Origin of the sequence: Rhodococcus sp. 11-3, from assembly GCF_023704055.1 — a bacterium.
GTDB lineage: Bacteria > Actinomycetota > Actinomycetes > Mycobacteriales > Mycobacteriaceae > Rhodococcus > Rhodococcus aetherivorans.
Map to the genome: position 1 here is coordinate 5,707,516 of NZ_CP080406.1, position 15,380 is coordinate 5,722,895.

General features: G+C 69.2%; 14 protein-coding genes. 2 read left to right on the forward strand and 12 right to left on the reverse strand.

Translation table 11 applies throughout. The features are described 5' to 3' along the window. Positions 1-11 precede the first annotated feature (11 nt). The 12 genes from KZJ41_RS26370 to KZJ41_RS26425 all read right to left on the reverse strand — a co-directional run bounded on the left by KZJ41_RS26370 (position 12) and on the right by KZJ41_RS26425 (position 13,289). Positions 12-1,493, reverse strand: coding sequence for an aldehyde dehydrogenase family protein (locus tag KZJ41_RS26370; protein ID WP_051446159.1), 1,482 nt, complete (start codon positions 1,491-1,493; stop codon positions 12-14). Beyond that, positions 1,490-1,810: a hypothetical protein gene (locus KZJ41_RS26375; protein ID WP_006941630.1), complete on the reverse strand. Its 321-nt coding sequence runs from the start codon at positions 1,808-1,810 to the stop codon at positions 1,490-1,492. The genes KZJ41_RS26370 and KZJ41_RS26375 overlap by 4 nt, the downstream gene beginning before the upstream one ends. Beyond that, positions 1,807-3,129: an acyclic terpene utilization AtuA family protein gene (locus KZJ41_RS26380; protein ID WP_006941631.1), complete on the reverse strand. Its 1,323-nt coding sequence runs from the start codon at positions 3,127-3,129 to the stop codon at positions 1,807-1,809. The genes KZJ41_RS26375 and KZJ41_RS26380 overlap by 4 nt, the downstream gene beginning before the upstream one ends. A gap of 131 nt (positions 3,130-3,260) precedes the next feature. Then, the gene (locus tag KZJ41_RS26385) at positions 3,261-4,472 is read right to left on the reverse strand and encodes a CaiB/BaiF CoA-transferase family protein (protein ID WP_043802022.1); all 1,212 of its coding nucleotides are present in this window, start codon (positions 4,470-4,472) and stop codon (positions 3,261-3,263) included. Positions 4,473-4,545: 73 nt separating this feature from the next. Further along, positions 4,546-6,027: an aldehyde dehydrogenase family protein gene (locus tag KZJ41_RS26390; RefSeq protein ID WP_006941634.1), complete on the reverse strand. Its 1,482-nt coding sequence runs from the start codon at positions 6,025-6,027 to the stop codon at positions 4,546-4,548. Position 6,028: 1 nt separating this feature from the next. Then, entirely contained in the window at positions 6,029-6,496 is a 468-nt protein-coding gene (locus KZJ41_RS26395) for a MaoC family dehydratase (RefSeq protein ID WP_029546556.1), read from the reverse strand. After that, positions 6,496-7,386 carry a CoA ester lyase gene (locus KZJ41_RS26400; protein ID WP_006941636.1) on the reverse strand — a complete coding sequence of 297 codons (891 nt, stop codon included), beginning with the start codon at positions 7,384-7,386 and terminating at the stop codon, positions 6,496-6,498. The genes KZJ41_RS26395 and KZJ41_RS26400 overlap by 1 nt, the downstream gene beginning before the upstream one ends. A gap of 9 nt (positions 7,387-7,395) precedes the next feature. After that, the gene (locus KZJ41_RS26405) at positions 7,396-8,562 is read right to left on the reverse strand and encodes an acyl-CoA dehydrogenase family protein (protein ID WP_006941637.1); all 1,167 of its coding nucleotides are present in this window, start codon (positions 8,560-8,562) and stop codon (positions 7,396-7,398) included. A gap of 21 nt (positions 8,563-8,583) precedes the next feature. Further along, a complete protein-coding gene (locus KZJ41_RS26410) occupies positions 8,584-10,254 on the reverse strand; it encodes an AMP-binding protein (RefSeq protein WP_251549889.1) in 1,671 nt (556 codons plus the stop codon). Further along, positions 10,254-11,279, reverse strand: coding sequence for an LLM class flavin-dependent oxidoreductase (locus KZJ41_RS26415; protein WP_006941639.1), 1,026 nt, complete (start codon positions 11,277-11,279; stop codon positions 10,254-10,256). Before KZJ41_RS26415 ends, KZJ41_RS26410 begins: the two co-directional genes overlap by 1 nt. 28 nt (positions 11,280-11,307) lie before the next feature. Next, entirely contained in the window at positions 11,308-12,081 is a 774-nt protein-coding gene (locus tag KZJ41_RS26420) for an SDR family NAD(P)-dependent oxidoreductase (protein WP_196813340.1), read from the reverse strand. A gap of 44 nt (positions 12,082-12,125) precedes the next feature. Continuing rightward, a complete protein-coding gene (locus KZJ41_RS26425) occupies positions 12,126-13,289 on the reverse strand; it encodes an acyl-CoA dehydrogenase family protein (RefSeq protein ID WP_029546558.1) in 1,164 nt (387 codons plus the stop codon). Positions 13,290-13,547: 258 nt separating this feature from the next. Between KZJ41_RS26425 and KZJ41_RS26430 the strand changes: the two genes are divergently transcribed. Beyond that, on the forward strand, positions 13,548-14,102 hold the full coding sequence (locus KZJ41_RS26430; RefSeq protein WP_168580274.1) for a nuclear transport factor 2 family protein: 555 nt from the start codon (positions 13,548-13,550) through the stop codon (positions 14,100-14,102). A 95-nt stretch (positions 14,103-14,197) separates the two neighbouring features. Further along, the gene (locus KZJ41_RS26435) at positions 14,198-15,373 is read left to right on the forward strand and encodes a thiolase family protein (protein WP_050036072.1); all 1,176 of its coding nucleotides are present in this window, start codon (positions 14,198-14,200) and stop codon (positions 15,371-15,373) included. Positions 15,374-15,380: the final 7 nt, after the last annotated feature.

Sequence of the window (15,380 nt, forward strand, 5' to 3'; positions counted from 1 at the left end):
GGTTTCGGTGGTCACGACGGCACCTGCCAGTTCAGGTGCCTGATCCGGAAGAACTCGGCGAACCCGTCCTCGCCCATCTCGACGCCGGTGCCGCTGCGCTTCGATCCGCCCCACGGCACGTCCGCCCGCATGGGGCCGCCACCGTTGATCGCGACGGTGCCGGTGTCGAGGCGCCGAGCCACGGCCACCGCCTCGGCGTGGTCGCCGAAGACGCTCGCGTTGAGTCCGTACGGGGAGTCGTTCGCGACGGCGACCGCCTCGTCGACGTCCCGGTACGGAAGGACCACCGCGACGGGAGCGAACAGTTCCTCCCGGCAGATCTCGGCGGAGTTGTCCACACCCGTCACCAGGGTCGGCGGCAGGAACCAGCCCTTGCCCACCGGCCGCTCGCCGGCGACCGAGATGCGGCCGCCGGCGGCGACGGCGCGGTCGAGGTAGCCGCGCACGCGCGCGAGGTGCTCGGCGGAGATCAGCGGCCCCACTTCGGTGCGCTCGTCGAACGGGTCGCCGGTCGGCACGTTCTCCTCGATGAAGCCCGCTGCCAGATCGAGGAATTCGTCGATGCGATCGTGTGGAACGAGGATCCGGGTGGTGGCGCCGCAGCCCTGTCCGGCGTTGCGGCAGAACCGCAGGATCGACGGTCCCACGGCGGTGGACAGGTCCGCCGACGGGAGAAGGATGTTGGGGGACTTCCCGCCGAGTTCGAGCACGACCTTCTTGTGGGTGGCCGCGGCCTGTGCCATCACGGCCGCGCCGACGGCGGAGGATCCGGTGAAGCTCACCATGTCCACCCCGGGGTGGGAGCTGAGCAGTTCGCCCACGGCCGGTCCACCCGGCACGAGATTCAGCACGCCGGGCGGCAATCCGGCCTCGTCTGCGAGGTGCATGAAGGCCAGCGCGGACAACGTGCCCCGCGGCGAGGGCAGCAGGACCACGCTGCAGCCGGCGGCGAGCGCGGGCGCCACCTTCCACGAGATCATGTTCAGCGGGTAGTTGTACGGCACGATCGCCGAGACCACGCCGATCGGCTCGCGCAGCAGGAGGCTCTCGGACGACACCGCGCCGCGGATGCCGGGCAACCGCTCCTGGTAACCCCCACGGGGACCACGCAGCGCCGCGTCGGCGAACCACCGGAAGTTGATCGCCGGCTGCGCGACCTGCAGGGTGCGGGCCAGACCGATGGGTGATCCGACCTCCCGCACGACCAGTTCGGTGAGTTGCCCGGCGTGCTCGTCGATCAGGTCCGCCAGCCGCCGCAGGACCTTGGCGCGCTGGTCCGGGGAGGCGGCGCGCCATTCCCCGGCGTCGAAGCTGCGGCGGGCGGCCGTGATCGCGCGTTCGGTCTGCTCCCGGTCAGCGGCGGTCCACCGTGCCAGCGCCTCCTCGGTGGCGGGATCGATCGAGTCGAACGTCTCGCCGCGCCCGGTCTCCCCTCTGCCGCCGACGTGCACGGACGGGCCGTGCGCCGCCCGGGCGAACAGGTCGTGGATCATCGCCTCTCCTCGCGTCCCGGAACGTCGATGTCGAGAATCAGGGACTGGTAGGACTTTCCGTGCGGGTCCACCCGCAGGGACTTGGAGACCCCGCCCGCGAGGGCACGGGTGAGGACGAAGTTCAGGCAGCAGTTCACCGGGATCTCGTAGCGGGTCACCTCGCCCTCGACGAGGTTCCCGAACGCCTCGGCGACGATGTCCTCGGTGAGCACCGACCGGAGCCAGTCGTAGTCGGCGTCGTCGTGCGGGAACACGCAGATGTTGCTGGTGTCGCCCTTGTCGCCGGAGCGGCTGTACGCGACGTCACGAAGTTTCATGCGGTGGTCACCTCCACGGACAGGGGTACCTCGCTGCGGGGCAGCAGGGCGGGGGTCACGACGACGGCGGGGACGACCGAGGTGACCACGCCACCGCCACCTGCGGGACCGAAGTACAGGTATTCGACCTCGTAGGCGGCGGCCTTGGCGACGTCGGGATCGAGGGCCCGGGCCGCGAGCCGCAGCCGCACCTCCGCCGGCTCGCCGCCGGCGATCCGGTCGCCGAAGAGGGTGTCGACGCCGTGCAGTTCGATCCGCAGTTCGTCGATCTGCGCCCGGATCGGTTCGAGGCGCCGGCGCACGATCTCCTCGGCGCGACGGGCGCGGTCGACGCAGCCCGGTCCGCCGTAGGAGATCTCGGCGACGGCCTTGTATCCGAGGTCGACGCCGACGAGCACCTTGAGGGTGTCGGGCCGGGCGGATCCGCGGGCGCCGGACAGGCGTACCCGGTCGGGCCCGGCCTGTTCGATCCGCACGTCACTGAAGTCCGCGGTCACGTCGGGGGTGAGATAGCGGGCGGGATCGTGGATCTCGTAGTAGAGCTGGGTGCGGGTGGTGCGCAGGTCGACGGCCCCGCCGGTGCCGTCGAGCTTGGTGACGATCAGCTCGTCGTCGTCGATCTCGGCCAGGGGGAAGCTCAGGTTGTGCGGGTCGGGGACGACCCGGTACGGCGGGTCCTCGAAGTTGCCGCCGGTGCTGTGGACGCCGCACTCGAGCAGGTGCCCGGCGAGGGTCGCGGTGCCGACGCGGTCCCAGTCGTCGAGCGACCATCCCAGCTCGTGGCAGATCGGCCCGACGAACAGGGACGGGTCGGCGATCCGGCCGCCGAGCACGATCTGGGCGTCCTGCCGCAGGCAGTCGACGATCGGATCGGCTCCGATGTAGGCGTTGGCGGAGACGATCCGGTCGGCGAGCGCACGCGTGGTGGTGCCGAGTTCGGGGAGCGCGACGTCGGCGGCCGTGACGGCGTCCCGCACGTCGTCGCCGCGGATGATGCCGATCCGGGTCCCCCCGAGCCCCAGAGCGCGCAGATTGACGGCGAATTCGGCCGCCGCGGCGTCGGGATTGGCGGCACCGAAGTTGCCGACGACGCGACCTCCCGACGCGAGGAAGCGGCGCAGGATCGGCACCAGGGCGGAGATGCGTTCGTCCTGGCCGGCCGACGGATCGCGCAGGCGGCGGATCTGGGCCAGCGCCATCGTGCGTTCGGCCAGGCAGTCGAAGCCCATGTACCGGACCCGGCCGCTGTCGGCCATGGCGGCCGCTGTCTCGAGCCGGTCGTTGGCGTAGGCCGAGCCCGAGCCGATACTCAGCTGCATTGGTACCTCGTCTCGTTGCGTGCGTCGGCGAACCTGCTGAATTCGCGCGTGACACCGGAATCCGCGCACGCCGTTTCGTGGGCGGATTCCGGTTCACCGCATCGATTTTCGGACTGCGGTCCGTGCGACTCTCAGGACTTGCCGATCACGCCCGCCTCGGCGAGCGCCGCGAGCCGGTCCGCGCTCAGCCCCAGCCGGTCCGAGAGCACCTCGGCGGTGTGCTCGCCGATGGTGGGCACACCGTCGTAGCTGGGACCGTCGTAGCTGCCGAGGTGCAGCACCGGCCCCGGCATCAGCACACCCTTCATGATCTCGTTGCCCGTGATCTCGACGAGGGTGCGCTCCTGGAAGTGCGGGTCGGCGACGACGTCCGCGGCATCGTTCACCGGTGCGCTGACGACCTCGAACTTCTCCAGGGTCTCGAGCACGCTCGCCCGCGGCATCGAGCCGACCCATTCCTTCACCATCGCCTGCACCTCGTCGTTGTGCTCGAGGCGTGCGGCGTTGGTGGCGTAGCGGGGATCCTCGATGATCTCGGGCCGCCCCATCGCGGCGAACAGCCGCTTGGCGATGCCCTGGTTGGACGCCGCGATGGACAGGAAGCGCCCGTCCTGGGCCTCGTAGATGCCCCGCGGCGACGCCGCGCCGGTGGCGTTGCCGATGCGCTGCTGGATCTCGCCGAGCGCGGTGTAGCGCAGGAACATGTCACCGATGATGAACATCAGCGGCTCGTACAGTGCGACGTCGACGACGTCGCCCTGCCCCGTCCGCTCCCGCTTGTACAACGACATCGCGACGCCCATCGCGGCGGACAGCCCGGCGATGGAATCGGCGAACCCGAACGGCGGGGAGGTCGGCGGCGAGTCCGGCCAGCCGTTGACGTGCGCGAAACCGCTGGCCGTCTCGGCGACGGTGCCGAATCCCGGCAGGCTGCGATTGGGTCCGGTCTGCCCGAACCCGGACACCCGGGCCAGCACGAGCCCCGGGTTGTCCGCGCTCAGCACGTCGTAGCCCAGGCCCCACTCCTCGAGCCGGCCGGGACGGAACGACTCGACGACGACGTCGACCTCGGCCGCGAGCCGGCGCACCAGGTCGCGGCCTTCCGGCGAACGCAGGTCGATGCCGAGGGACTTCTTCCCGGCGTTGAGACGGGAGAAGCCCAGCGACAACCCCTCCTTCTGCGGAACCCACTGGCGTGCGAAGTCTCCGGTCGTCGGGTCCTCGACCTTGACCACCTCGGCGCCGAAGTCGCGGAGCATGCGCCCCGCGGTGGGGGCGGCATACATGGTGCCGAGCTCGAGCACCTTGACTCCCGCGAGCGGACCCGCAGCGGATGCGTTCATCGTCGTCTCTCCTAGCCTTGTCGTCCGGTTCGGCCCTGCCGAATGCGATGTTGCCGAATACCTTGCCGGCGAATCAGATCCGCCACTGGATGTGCTTGACCTCGAGGTACTCGCGCATCCCCCACTCACCGAGCTCGCGGCCGACTCCCGAGCGCCCGTAGCCGCCGAACGGCGCGTCCGGCCGCATGGCACCGCCGCCGTTGATCCATACCGTTCCGGCGCGGATCTTCTCCGCGACGCGGCGCGCCTCGACCGGGTCGTCGCACCACACGTTCGCGGCGAGACCGAAGGGGGTGTCGTTGGCGAGGCGGATGGCCTCCTCGGTGTCCTTGAACGGCAGGATCACCGCGACGGGACCGAAGATCTCTTCCTGCACCGCGCGCGCGTTGGGCGGAAGATTGCCGAGCAGAACCGGATTGACGAACCAGCCCTTCTCGGGCAGCGGCTTGGTCACCTCGAGCAGCTTCTTGCCGCCCTCGGCCGCCGCGCCGTCGATGAAGCCCTGCACGCGGTTCTGGTGGTCGGGCCGGATCATCGGGCCGATGTTCGTCGCACGGTCCCACGGGTCGCCGACGACCATCTGGTCGAACGCCGACGCGCCGGCCTCGAGGAACTCGTCGTAGACCGAGTCGTGCACCAGCAGCCGGGCGAGGGCGGCGCAGCCCTGACCGCCGTTGCGGGACCAGCGCAGGTGCATCTCGACGGCGATCTTCTGCACGTCCACGCCGGGCAGCACGATGTTCGGCGACTTGCCGCCGAGCTCGAGGGTCACGCCGGCCAGGTTCGCCGCGGCCTGCTCCATGATCTTCGCGCCCACCCCGTCGGAACCGGTGAAGGACACCCGGTCCACGCCGGGATGCGAGGACAGCCGCTGCCCGACGTCCGCGCCGCCGATGACGACGTTCATCACGCCCGGCGGCAGACCCGCCTCGCGGATGAGATCGCCCAGGAACAGGGTGGTCAGCGGGGTGCGCGGGGACGGGAGCAGCACCACGGTGCAGCCGGCCGCGAGCGCGGCGCCGAACTTGAAGATCGCCAGGTTCAGCGGGTAGTTGTACCCGGTGATCGCCGCGACGACGCCCACCGGCTCGTACACGACGTCGCTCATCGTCGGCACCGGCTTGTCGTACTCGCCGAGATGGACGGTGCGGTCGGTCTTCGCGGCCTCGGCGGCCCACCGCAGGTGCTCGTCGACGGCCATCTTGACCTGCAGGTACTCGGCGAGCGAGACCGGCGTGCCGACCTCGTTGACGATCGAGGGCAGCAGCCGGTCGGCGGCCTTCTCGAGCACGTCGGCGAAGCGGTGGATGTGGCGGGAGCGCTCCTCGCCGCTCAGGGCGGACCACGCCGGGAAGGCGGCGCGGGCGGCGGCGACGGCGGCGTCGACCTGGTCGGTGGAGGCGCCGCCGACGGTGGCGATGACCTCCTCGGTGGCCGGGTTGTAGACGTCCCACGTCTCACCGGCGGGCTCGACCTCCCGGTCGCCGATCAGCAGGGTCCGGGTTTCGGGAACCCAGTCCTTCAACGGGAATTCGGTTTCGGGCGCTGCAGTCATCTCAGGCACCTTCCTCGGTGGTGGGGCGCTTGGCCATCAGGCCGACGCGCTCGAGCAGGCAGACGAGTTCGTCGCGCTGGTTGAAGCCGCGGTGTTCGAACCACACGATGCCGCTGTCGGTGCGGCTCTCGGATTCACGCTTCTTCAGGATGGTGGTCTCCGCGCGCAGGGTGTCGCCGTGGAAGACCGGATTCGGGAACTTGACCTTGTCGTAGCCGAGGTTCCCGAGCGTGGTCCCCATGGTCAGCTCGGGTACGTGGAACGCACCGATGAGCGCGACGGTGAACAGGCTGTTGACCACCCGCTGCTTGTGGATCGTCGTCTTGCAGAACTCCTCGTCGAGGTGCAGCGGCTGGATGTTCATCGTCAGCGAGGTGAACAGCACGTTGTCCATCTCGGTGACGGTGCGGGTCATCGAGTGCTTGTAGTGCTTCCCGACCTCGAACTCCTCGAAGTACAGACCGCGCATCACCGTTCACCTCTCCGTAGGATCGCCTCGGCTCGTTCGAGCCATTGAATTGCCTTGTCGTAGTGGGCCTTGTCGATGTGCAGGCCGCGATACCGCAGCGCGCCGACGCCCTCCGCCTCCGCCTTCTCGTAGGCCTCGGCGAGTCCGCGGTAGAACTCCAGGTCCTGCTCCGACGGGCTGAACACGTCGTTGACGGTGGCCACGTGGGAGGGGTGGATCGCAATCATCCCGCGGAACCCGAGCTGCCGGCCTCGCACCGCGAAGTCGCGAAGCCCGTCCAGGTTCTCGAGATCCTCCCACAGGCCGGTCAGGGCGTGGATGCCGGCCTCCCGGCAGGCCAGCAGCACCCGGCTGCGCAGGTAGAGGGTTTCGTGTCCCTCGGGGGTCCACTCGTAGCCGACCTCGCGGGCGATGTCGGCGTGCTCGGCCGACGGGCCGATCATGGCGCCGACGCGCGGCGACGCCGTGGCCACCTCGAGACAGTTGTGGATGGCCTTCACCGTCTCGACGGGCACGATGTACTCGAGCCCCGCCACCCCGTTGCGCAGCTCGAAGTGGTCGAGCAGCGCGTCGTAGCGCAGGACGTCGGTGGCCTGCTCGATCTTCGGGGCGAAGATGCCGGTCAGGCCCGGCACCACGACCGCCTCGAGATCGGCCCCGGTCAGCCGGGTGGCGAGGGGGTTGACGCGCACGAACAGCCCGACGTCCCGGTTGGACTCGCGCACCCGCGCGATGGACTCGGCGACGGTCGCGCGGGCGGCCGCCTTCTCCGCGGCCGGCACGGAGTCCTCGAGGTCGAGCACGACGCAGTCGGCGCCGGCCGCGACGGCCTTGTCCACCCACTTCGGGCGGTGCCCCGGGACGAACAGGATCGAACGATACGGCTGCACGTCGTCCTCCTAGTAGCTTCGCGGCAGGCCCAGCACGTGCTCGGCCGTGTAGTTGAGGACCATCTCCTGGCTGATCGGCGCGATCCGCATGAGCCGCGCCTCCCGGAAGTACCGCTCGACGTGGAACTCCTTGCCGTAACCGAAGCCGCCGTGGGTCTGCAGGGCGACGTCGGCGGCGTAGAAGCCGGCCTCGGCGCACAGGAACTTCGCCGCGTTCGCCTCCCGTCCGCACGGCAGGCCCTGGTCGACCATCCACGTCGCCTTGTCCAGGACCGCCTCGGCGGCGTCGAGGCGGATGCGGGCCTCGGCGAGCTGGAACGCGATGCCCTGGTTCTTCCCGATGGGACGGCCGAAGACCTCGCGCTGCTTGGCGTAGTCGACGCCGCGGCGCAACGCCGCCTCACCGATGCCGAGGGCGGCGTTCGCCGAGATGACGCGTTCGGCGTTGAGGCCGCCGAGGATGGTGCGGAAGCCGTGCCCGACCTCACCGACGACGTCCTCGTCCGCGACGAACAGCTCGTCGATGAACAGCTCGTTGGTGTCGACGGCGTTGCGGCCCATCTTGGGGATCGGCCGGATCTGCACCTTGCTGCGGTCCATCTCCGCGAACATCAGCGTCATGCCGGCGGTGCGCTTGGCGTTCTCGTCGCGGGGGCTGGTGCGGCACAGCAGGAGCATGCGCTCGGCCTCCTGCGCCTTGGTGATCCACACCTTCTTGCCGGACACCAGCCAGCCGCCGTCGACCTTCTTGGCGAAGGTGCGGATGTTGGTGGTGTCCGTGCCCGCGTCCGGCTCGGTGACGGCGAACGAGGTGTGCAGCTCGCCGGTGACGACGCGCGGCAGGTACTTGCGCTTCATCTCCTCGGAACCGTGGTGGATGATCGGCTCGAATCCGAAGATGCCGATGTGTACCGCGCTGCACCCGCCCATGCCGGCGCCGGACGCGGCGATCTCCCGCTCGACGATCGCGGCCTCGGTGACGCCGAGGCCGCCGCCGCCGTACTCCTCGGGGACGGTGAGACCCATCCAGCCGCCCTCGGCCATGGCGTTGTAGAACTCCCACGGGAACTCGTGGGACTCGTCGTGCTCGGCCCAGTACTCGTCGGGGAACCGCTTGCACAGATCGTGGATCCCCCGCCGGATTTCCTCGTGGGTCTCGTTCTTGCTGTAGTCCATCTCGGTTGCCTTTCCCGGCCGTCAGACCGCGGGGACCGCGGTGCGGTCTGCGTCGGAGACCGCGGTGCGGTCGTAGGTGTCGGGGGTGATGCCCTCCTCGCGCAGGACCGCCTTGCGGACCTTCTCCGACGGGGTCTTGGGCAGCGCGCCGACGAATCGAAGGTAGCGCGGGATCGCGAAGGCCGGAATCCGGCCGTCGCACCAGGCCAGGATCTCCTCCGGACCGACGTCGCCGGTGCCGACCACGGTCGCGAGCACCTCGTCCTCGCCGCCCTCCACGTCGGCGGGAACACCGATCACCGCGCACTCGACGACGGCCGGGTGCCCGAGCACCGCCTGCTCGATCTCGTAGGAGCTGATGTTCTCGCCGCGACGGCGCAGCGCGTCCTTGTACCGGTCCACGAAGTAGAACCAGCCGTCCTCGTCCTTCTTGAGGGCGTCGCCGGTGTGGAACCACAGGTTGCGCCACGCCTCGAGCGTCTTCTCCGGCATGTTGTAGTACCCCATGCTGCACGTCCACGGTTGCACCGGACGCACGACCAGCTCGCCGACCTCGCCGACCTCGACCTCGCGGTCCGTCTCCGGGTCGACCAGGCGGATGTCGAACCACTCGGAGGCCGCGAGCCCCGCGGCCCCGGCCGGCCGGGGCACCCCGTAGGGCGCGACGATCGGCGCGCAGGTCTCCGTCAGCCCGAACGCATCGACGAAGGCCTCGATGCCGTAGCGCTTCTTGAAGTCCTCGACGATGGAGCTGGCCGTCGGCGCCGCGTACACGCAGCGCAGGCGGTTGTCGAGGTCGTTCTCGCGCGGCGGCTGCTTCCACGCGAAGTCCATCATGACCCCGACGAAGTTGGTGACGGTGACGTCGTCGTCGCGCACGTGGTCGATCCAGCGGCTCGCGCTGAACTTCGAGCGCACCACGGCCCGCGCCCCGGCCACCAGGGCGGGGTAGACCGCCATGAACTGGGCGTTGCCGTGGAACAGCGGCGTGGTGGTGAGGTAGGTGTCCTCGCGGGTGAGCCGGGTGAAGCACACCACCTCCTGCGCGAAGAAGTACAGCTGCGAGTTCGGCATCGCCACGCCCTTGGACGGGCCGGTGGTCCCGGAGGTGAAGAAGATCGCACCGAGGTCCTGGGGCCGTGCCTGCGGCAGCTCCTGCACCTCGCCCGCCTCCAGCGCCTCCCACGCCTCGGCGTCCCAGCCGTTGGCGCGCAGCAGTTCGAGTGCCAGGTCGCGGTTTCCGGCGCCCGAGTCGACCACCCAGAACTTCTCGATGCCACGCGCATGCTCGGCAATCGCCACGAACCGCTCGGCGTAGGTGTCGTCGATCACGGCCCACCGCGGCTCGACGGTCACCACCTGGTGGCGGAGGAACTCGCCCTCGTAGTTGGTGTTGATCGGCACCTCGACGAGTGCGCCGACCGCCGTGCCGAACCAGGAGCGCACGAGCTGGGACGAGTTCTGCGCCATGATGATCACCCGATCACCCTGCTGCGCGCCGGCCCGGTACCAGGAGCTCGCGATCCGTTCGGCGGAGGAGAGCATCTCGGCGTAGGTGAAGCGCCGACCCTCCTCCGGCGTGACGAGGAACTCCGAATCCGGCTGGGACGCAGCGTACGTGCGCAGCACGTGGCCCAGCGTCCAGTCCTGCGGGTCGGTGAAGGTCGGTTTCAGATCGGTGTAGGTCTGCATCAGGACAACTCCCGGTTTGCGGGGATCGCGGTGATCGACGGAACGATTTCCTTGCCGAGCCGGGAGATGGCGGCGATGGTCTCGTCCGCGTCCATCGTCGGCCACTGCGGACGCATCAGCAGCGGGTCGACCGGCATGGTGGTCACCAGGTCGGTCAGCTGGGCGACGACCTGCTCGGGATCGCCGACGACGGCGTGGCTCGACACCGCCTTGGCGAACTCGTTCTCGAGGTCGGTGCCCTTCATGACGTCCAGGCCCTTGTTCGCGTAGGTGAGGTAGCGGCCCTGCGCCACGCGGGCGTACTCCTGCATCGCCTGCTCGCGGGTGTCGGCGACCAGCACGTTGCGGCGCAGCGGCTGCGGGCCGAATTCCTTGCCCCGCTCGGCGAAGAGATCCCGCACGACCCGGAAGCGTTCGAGCACTTCCTCTTTCGGGGTCTCCGGCGGCGTCGCGTACGCGTCACCGTACTTGCCGGCGCGGCGGACACCGCCCATCGCGTGCGCGCCGATCCAGATCGGCGGGTGCGGATCCTGCACCGGGAACAGGTGCGGCTTGACGCCCTCGAGCTGGAAGTACTTGCCGTGGAAGGTGACCTCTTCCTCCGTCCACAGCTTCTTCATGATCTGCAGAGACTCGTCGAACCGTCCGGCCCGCTGCTTGAACGGAATACCGAGGTAGTCGAACTCCTCGGGTCGATAGCCCAGGCCGGCACCGAAGATCAGCCGCCCCTCGGTGACCACGTCGAGCGTGGCGATCTCCTCGGCCAGCATCACGGGGTGATACAGCGGCGCGATCATGATCTGGGTGACGAGCTTGATGTGCGGCTCGACGTGCGCGGCGAGGCGCGCGAGCAGCGGCACGGGCTGCAGCCACCGCAGTTCCCCGTAGAGGAAGTGCTGGCCGATCGCGATGTAGGTGAAGCCGTTCTCCTGCGCCGCGTCGACGATGCGCAGTACGTCCTTGAACTGCTGTGCGGGGCTCACCGACTTCGGAACGTCGCTGAGCAGCAATCCGACCTGAACCATGGTCCTGTCCCTCCGGTCGAAGTGGTCGTTACTGAGCGGTGAGTCCGCCGTCGACCGGAATGGTCACGCCGGTGATGTAGCTGGCATCGTCGCTGTTGAGGAAGGCGATCACCGACGCGATCTCCTCGGGCTGAGCACCCCGGCCGAGCGGGATGGTGGCGACGAAGTCCTTGGTCAGGGCCGAGACGTCGGCGCCGGGCTCGCGCCCGAAGAACTGCGAGAGCATCGGCGTGACGACCTGGCCGGGGCAGATGACGTTGACCCGGATACCGTCCTTGGCGCCGACGAGCGCGAGGGAGCGGGCGAACGGGACGAGCGAGCCCTTGGTCATCGAGTAGATCGGGCTGAACGGCGAACCGATCAGCGCGGACGTCGACGACGTGAGGGTGACCGAGCCCTTGCCCTCCGCCTTCTTCAGCAGGTCGAAGCCGAGGGTGGTGGAGTAGTAGGCGCTCTTGACGTTGACCGCGATGTTCTTCTCCCAGTCGGCGTCGCCGACCTCGAGGCCGCCCGGGCCGGGCATGCCGACCTGCGCGTGCAGCGCATGGAGGACGCCGTGGTCGGCGTCGATCTTGCCGAAGAGCGAGCGAAGATCGTCGTTGTTCGTCGCGTCCACCCGCATCGGAGTGGCCTGACCGCCCTCGGCCCGGATCTCCTCGGCGACGGTGACCGCACCGTCCTCGGACAGGTCGGCGACGTACACGTGGCCGCCCTCCTGGGCGATGCGATGGCTGATCGCGCGGCCCATTCCCGAACCACCGCCGATGATCGCGGCAATACGTCCCTCGTAACGACCCAGCATTTCGTTCACCTCGTTCTCGAGAAGTTCTTCGTTGATGTGCAATGTCAGGCGCGCTGATCGAACGTGCGGCCCAGGAGCTCGGAGACGATCCGGGTGCGCTGCATGGTCGGCGTGCCGCCCGCCAGCGCCCATCCGTGCGAATCGCGGTGCAGCCGTTCGATTCCGAACTCCTCGGTGTACCCGTTGCCGCCGTGCAGCTGGATCGCCATGTCGGTGACGCGCTTGGCCATCTCGTTGGCGGTGCACTTGGCGAGGGAGACCTCGAGCGGATCGGGCAGGCCGTCGGTGATGTTCGCGACGGCGCGATCGCGGAGCAGCCGAGCGGCCTCGACCTGCAGGACCATGTCGGCCAGGGTCATCTGGACGGACTGGAACTCGACGAGCGGCTTGCCGAACTGGTGGCGTTCCTGCACGTAGGTGACGGTGCGGTCGAGCGCCTCCTGCCCGATGGCCAGGCTCATGGTCGTGTTGCCCAGGCGCTCGATGGTGAACGCGCCGAACAGCTTCCTGAAGCCGCCGGCCTCGGCGACGATGTTCTCCTCCGGAACGACCACGTCGTCGTAGAAGATGTCGGCCGACGGAATGCCCCGGAAGCCCATGAGCTTCTCGCGTGCGCCGTAGCTGATGCCGGGCCGGTCGGCCTCGACGAGGACGGCTCCGATGCCCTTGGCGCCGGGGGCATCGCCCATGCGGCAGTAGGTGAGGTAGACGTCGGCCTCGCTGCCGTTGGAAATCCACCGCTTCATGCCGTTGACGACGACACCCTTGTCGGTGCGCACGGCCTTGGTGGTCATGTCGGTGGCGGCGGAGCCGGCGTCGGGCTCGGAGATCGCGACGGCCATGGTCTTCTCGCCGGCGACGATCTGCGGCAGGAACGTCTTCTTCTGGTGTTCCGTGCCCAGGCGGGCGATGGCCTGGGCCGGGCCGGTGTTGGATTCGAAGATCTGGAAGGCCGCCGGCCGGCACACCTTCGCGAACTCCTCGATCACCGCCAGGGCGTGGGACAGCGGGGCGCCGGACCCTCCGTACTCCTCCGGCAGCGAGATGCCGAGATAGCCCAGCTCGCCGAGGAAGCGACGCTCGTCGTGCGGGAACGCGGTGCGTTCGAGATCCCACTGCGCAGCCTTCGGTGCGTAGCGCTCCCGGGCTACGGTCGCCGCGGCCGCACGGATGTCCCGGAGCTCGTCGTCGACGTGCGATGTCGCCATGTCCCCACCTTTCTGTGTTCATCATTAACCTAAAGTGCCCACCGGATGTGGTCAAGGTCACTCAGTTCGATGACTCACATACTAACCATGATAATGATTAAGAGGCAATCGCTTCTTTGGTCGATGGTCGCCACCCAGGCCCGGAAGGGTCGTCACCTGCGGAATTCGCGGCCTCGCCGGCGCCGCCCTGTCCTTCCCGCGCCTCCACCGCCTATTGTGCAATACATCACAATCGTTATCAGTTTCTATGGAGGTCACATGACGACACTCGACTCGTCCCCGAGGGCGCTGGAGGATCTGGTCCGGCGCCTCACCCGGCTCGAGGACCGTGCGCGCATCCAGGACCTCGTCGCGGCCTACGCCATCGCCGTCGACGACCACGACCTCGAGACCCTGCTCTCGCTGTTCACCGAGGACGGCGAGTTCGAGCGCGCCGGCTCCATCGCCCGCGGGCGCGAGGAGATCCGCGAGTTCTACGTCGCCGCCATGGACCGCTACAGCCTGACCCTGCACTCGCCGCAGAGCGACCAGATCTCCGTCGACGGGGACCGCGCACGCGGATTGCTCACGGGCCGAGCAGAACTGGCGCTCGACGGGACGTTGATGATGGCGGCGTACCGATACTCCGACGAGTACGCCCGCGTGGACGGCCGCTGGCTGTTCCGGCGACGGGACCTGCGGTTCATGTACGCCGTGCCGTTCGAGCGGATGAATGCGGGCCTGTGCACGACGGAGCGCATCCAGTGGCCGGGCACCCCGCACCGGCGCGCCGACTTCCCCGAATCCCTGCCGACCTGGTCGACCTACCGATGAGGGCCCTACCGATGTGACGCGGGCCATACGATCGGTCGGAGAATGGTTTATAGTAACCATCATCATGAATTGATTTCCCGACTGGAGGAACGCCCATGACCCGCGCTGTCATCGTCGACGCCGTCCGATCCCCCACCGGACGGGGCAGAGCGCAGGGAGCGCTGGCCGGGGTGCACCCCAGCGATCTGCTCGCCCAGGTCCTGGCCGGGCTCGTCGCCCGCAACGACCTCGATCCCGGCCTGATCGACGACGTCCTCATCGGCTGCGTCAACCAGTCCGGCGAACAGTCCGCCACCCCCGGGCGGCAGGCCCTGCTCGCGGCCGGATTTCCCACGCACGTGCCCTCCGTGACCATCGAACGCAAGTGCGGCTCCGGCCAGCAGGCCGTCGACTTCGCGGTCCAGGGCATCACCGCCGGCGCGTACGACATCGTCGTCGCCGGCGGCGTCGAGTCGATGAGCCGGGTCCCGATGGGATCGGCGGCCATGGGCAAGGACCCGCACGGGCCCGCCGTGCGCGAGCGCTTCCCCGATCTCGTCCCGCAGGGCATCGCCGCGGAGCTCGTCGCGCAGAAGTGGGCACTGAGCCGGGCCGAGCTGGACGAGTACTCGGCCCGCTCGCACGAACGCGCGGCACACGCGCGCGCCGCGGGCTGGTTCGACGGCGAGATCGTTCCCGTCACCACCCCCGACGGCGTGGTGACCTCCGACGAGACCATCCGCGAGGGCACCACCGCCGGCAGGCTCGCCGGTCTGCCCGCGGCCTTCGACACCGACACGTGGCGCGAGCGTTTCCCCGAGCTGGACTGGAAGGTCACCGCGGGCAACTCCTCGCAGATCTCCGACGGCGCGGCCGCCCTGCTGATCATGTCCGAGGAGAAGGCGGCCGCGCTCGGCCTGCGCCCGCGCGCCGCGATCGTGGCCTCGGCCGTCGTGGGCGACGATCCCACCCTCATGCTCACCGGCCCCATCCCCGCCACCGAAAAGGTCCTCGCCCGGGCCGGCCTGTCCGTCCGGGACATCGCCGCCTTCGAGGTCAACGAGGCATTCGCCGCCGTTCCCCTCGCCTGGCAGCGCGAGATCGGCGCGTCCGACGACGTCCTGAACCCGCTCGGCGGCGCCGTCGCCCTCGGACACCCGCTGGGCGCGTCCGGTGCCCGGCTGATGACCACACTGCTCCACCACCTCGAACGCACCGGCGGGCGCTACGGCCTGCAGACCATGTGCGAAGCCGGCGGAATGGCCAACGCGACCGTCGTGGAACGACTGTAGAAACCCA

Bases quoted from the DNA above. Each gene is read 5' to 3' on its own strand.
- KZJ41_RS26390 (WP_006941634.1), bottom strand. From the start codon at position 6,027: ATGACTGCAGCGCCCGAAACCGAATTCCCGTTGAAGGACTGGGTTCCC.
- KZJ41_RS26385 (WP_043802022.1), bottom strand. From the start codon at position 4,472: ATGAACGCATCCGCTGCGGGTCCGCTCGCGGGAGTCAAGGTGCTCGAG.
- KZJ41_RS26435 (WP_050036072.1), top strand. From the start codon at position 14,198: ATGACCCGCGCTGTCATCGTCGACGCCGTCCGATCCCCCACCGGACGG.
- KZJ41_RS26395 (WP_029546556.1), bottom strand. From the start codon at position 6,496: ATGCGCGGTCTGTACTTCGAGGAGTTCGAGGTCGGGAAGCACTACAAG.
- KZJ41_RS26420 (WP_196813340.1), bottom strand. From the start codon at position 12,081: ATGCTGGGTCGTTACGAGGGACGTATTGCCGCGATCATCGGCGGTGGT.
- KZJ41_RS26375 (WP_006941630.1), bottom strand. From the start codon at position 1,810: ATGAAACTTCGTGACGTCGCGTACAGCCGCTCCGGCGACAAGGGCGAC.
- KZJ41_RS26380 (WP_006941631.1), bottom strand. From the start codon at position 3,129: ATGCAGCTGAGTATCGGCTCGGGCTCGGCCTACGCCAACGACCGGCTC.
- KZJ41_RS26415 (WP_006941639.1), bottom strand. From the start codon at position 11,279: ATGGTTCAGGTCGGATTGCTGCTCAGCGACGTTCCGAAGTCGGTGAGC.
- KZJ41_RS26410 (WP_251549889.1), bottom strand. From the start codon at position 10,254: ATGCAGACCTACACCGATCTGAAACCGACCTTCACCGACCCGCAGGAC.
- KZJ41_RS26425 (WP_029546558.1), bottom strand. From the start codon at position 13,289: ATGGCGACATCGCACGTCGACGACGAGCTCCGGGACATCCGTGCGGCC.
- KZJ41_RS26430 (WP_168580274.1), top strand. From the start codon at position 13,548: ATGACGACACTCGACTCGTCCCCGAGGGCGCTGGAGGATCTGGTCCGG.
- KZJ41_RS26405 (WP_006941637.1), bottom strand. From the start codon at position 8,562: ATGGACTACAGCAAGAACGAGACCCACGAGGAAATCCGGCGGGGGATC.
- KZJ41_RS26370 (WP_051446159.1), bottom strand. From the start codon at position 1,493: ATGATCCACGACCTGTTCGCCCGGGCGGCGCACGGCCCGTCCGTGCAC.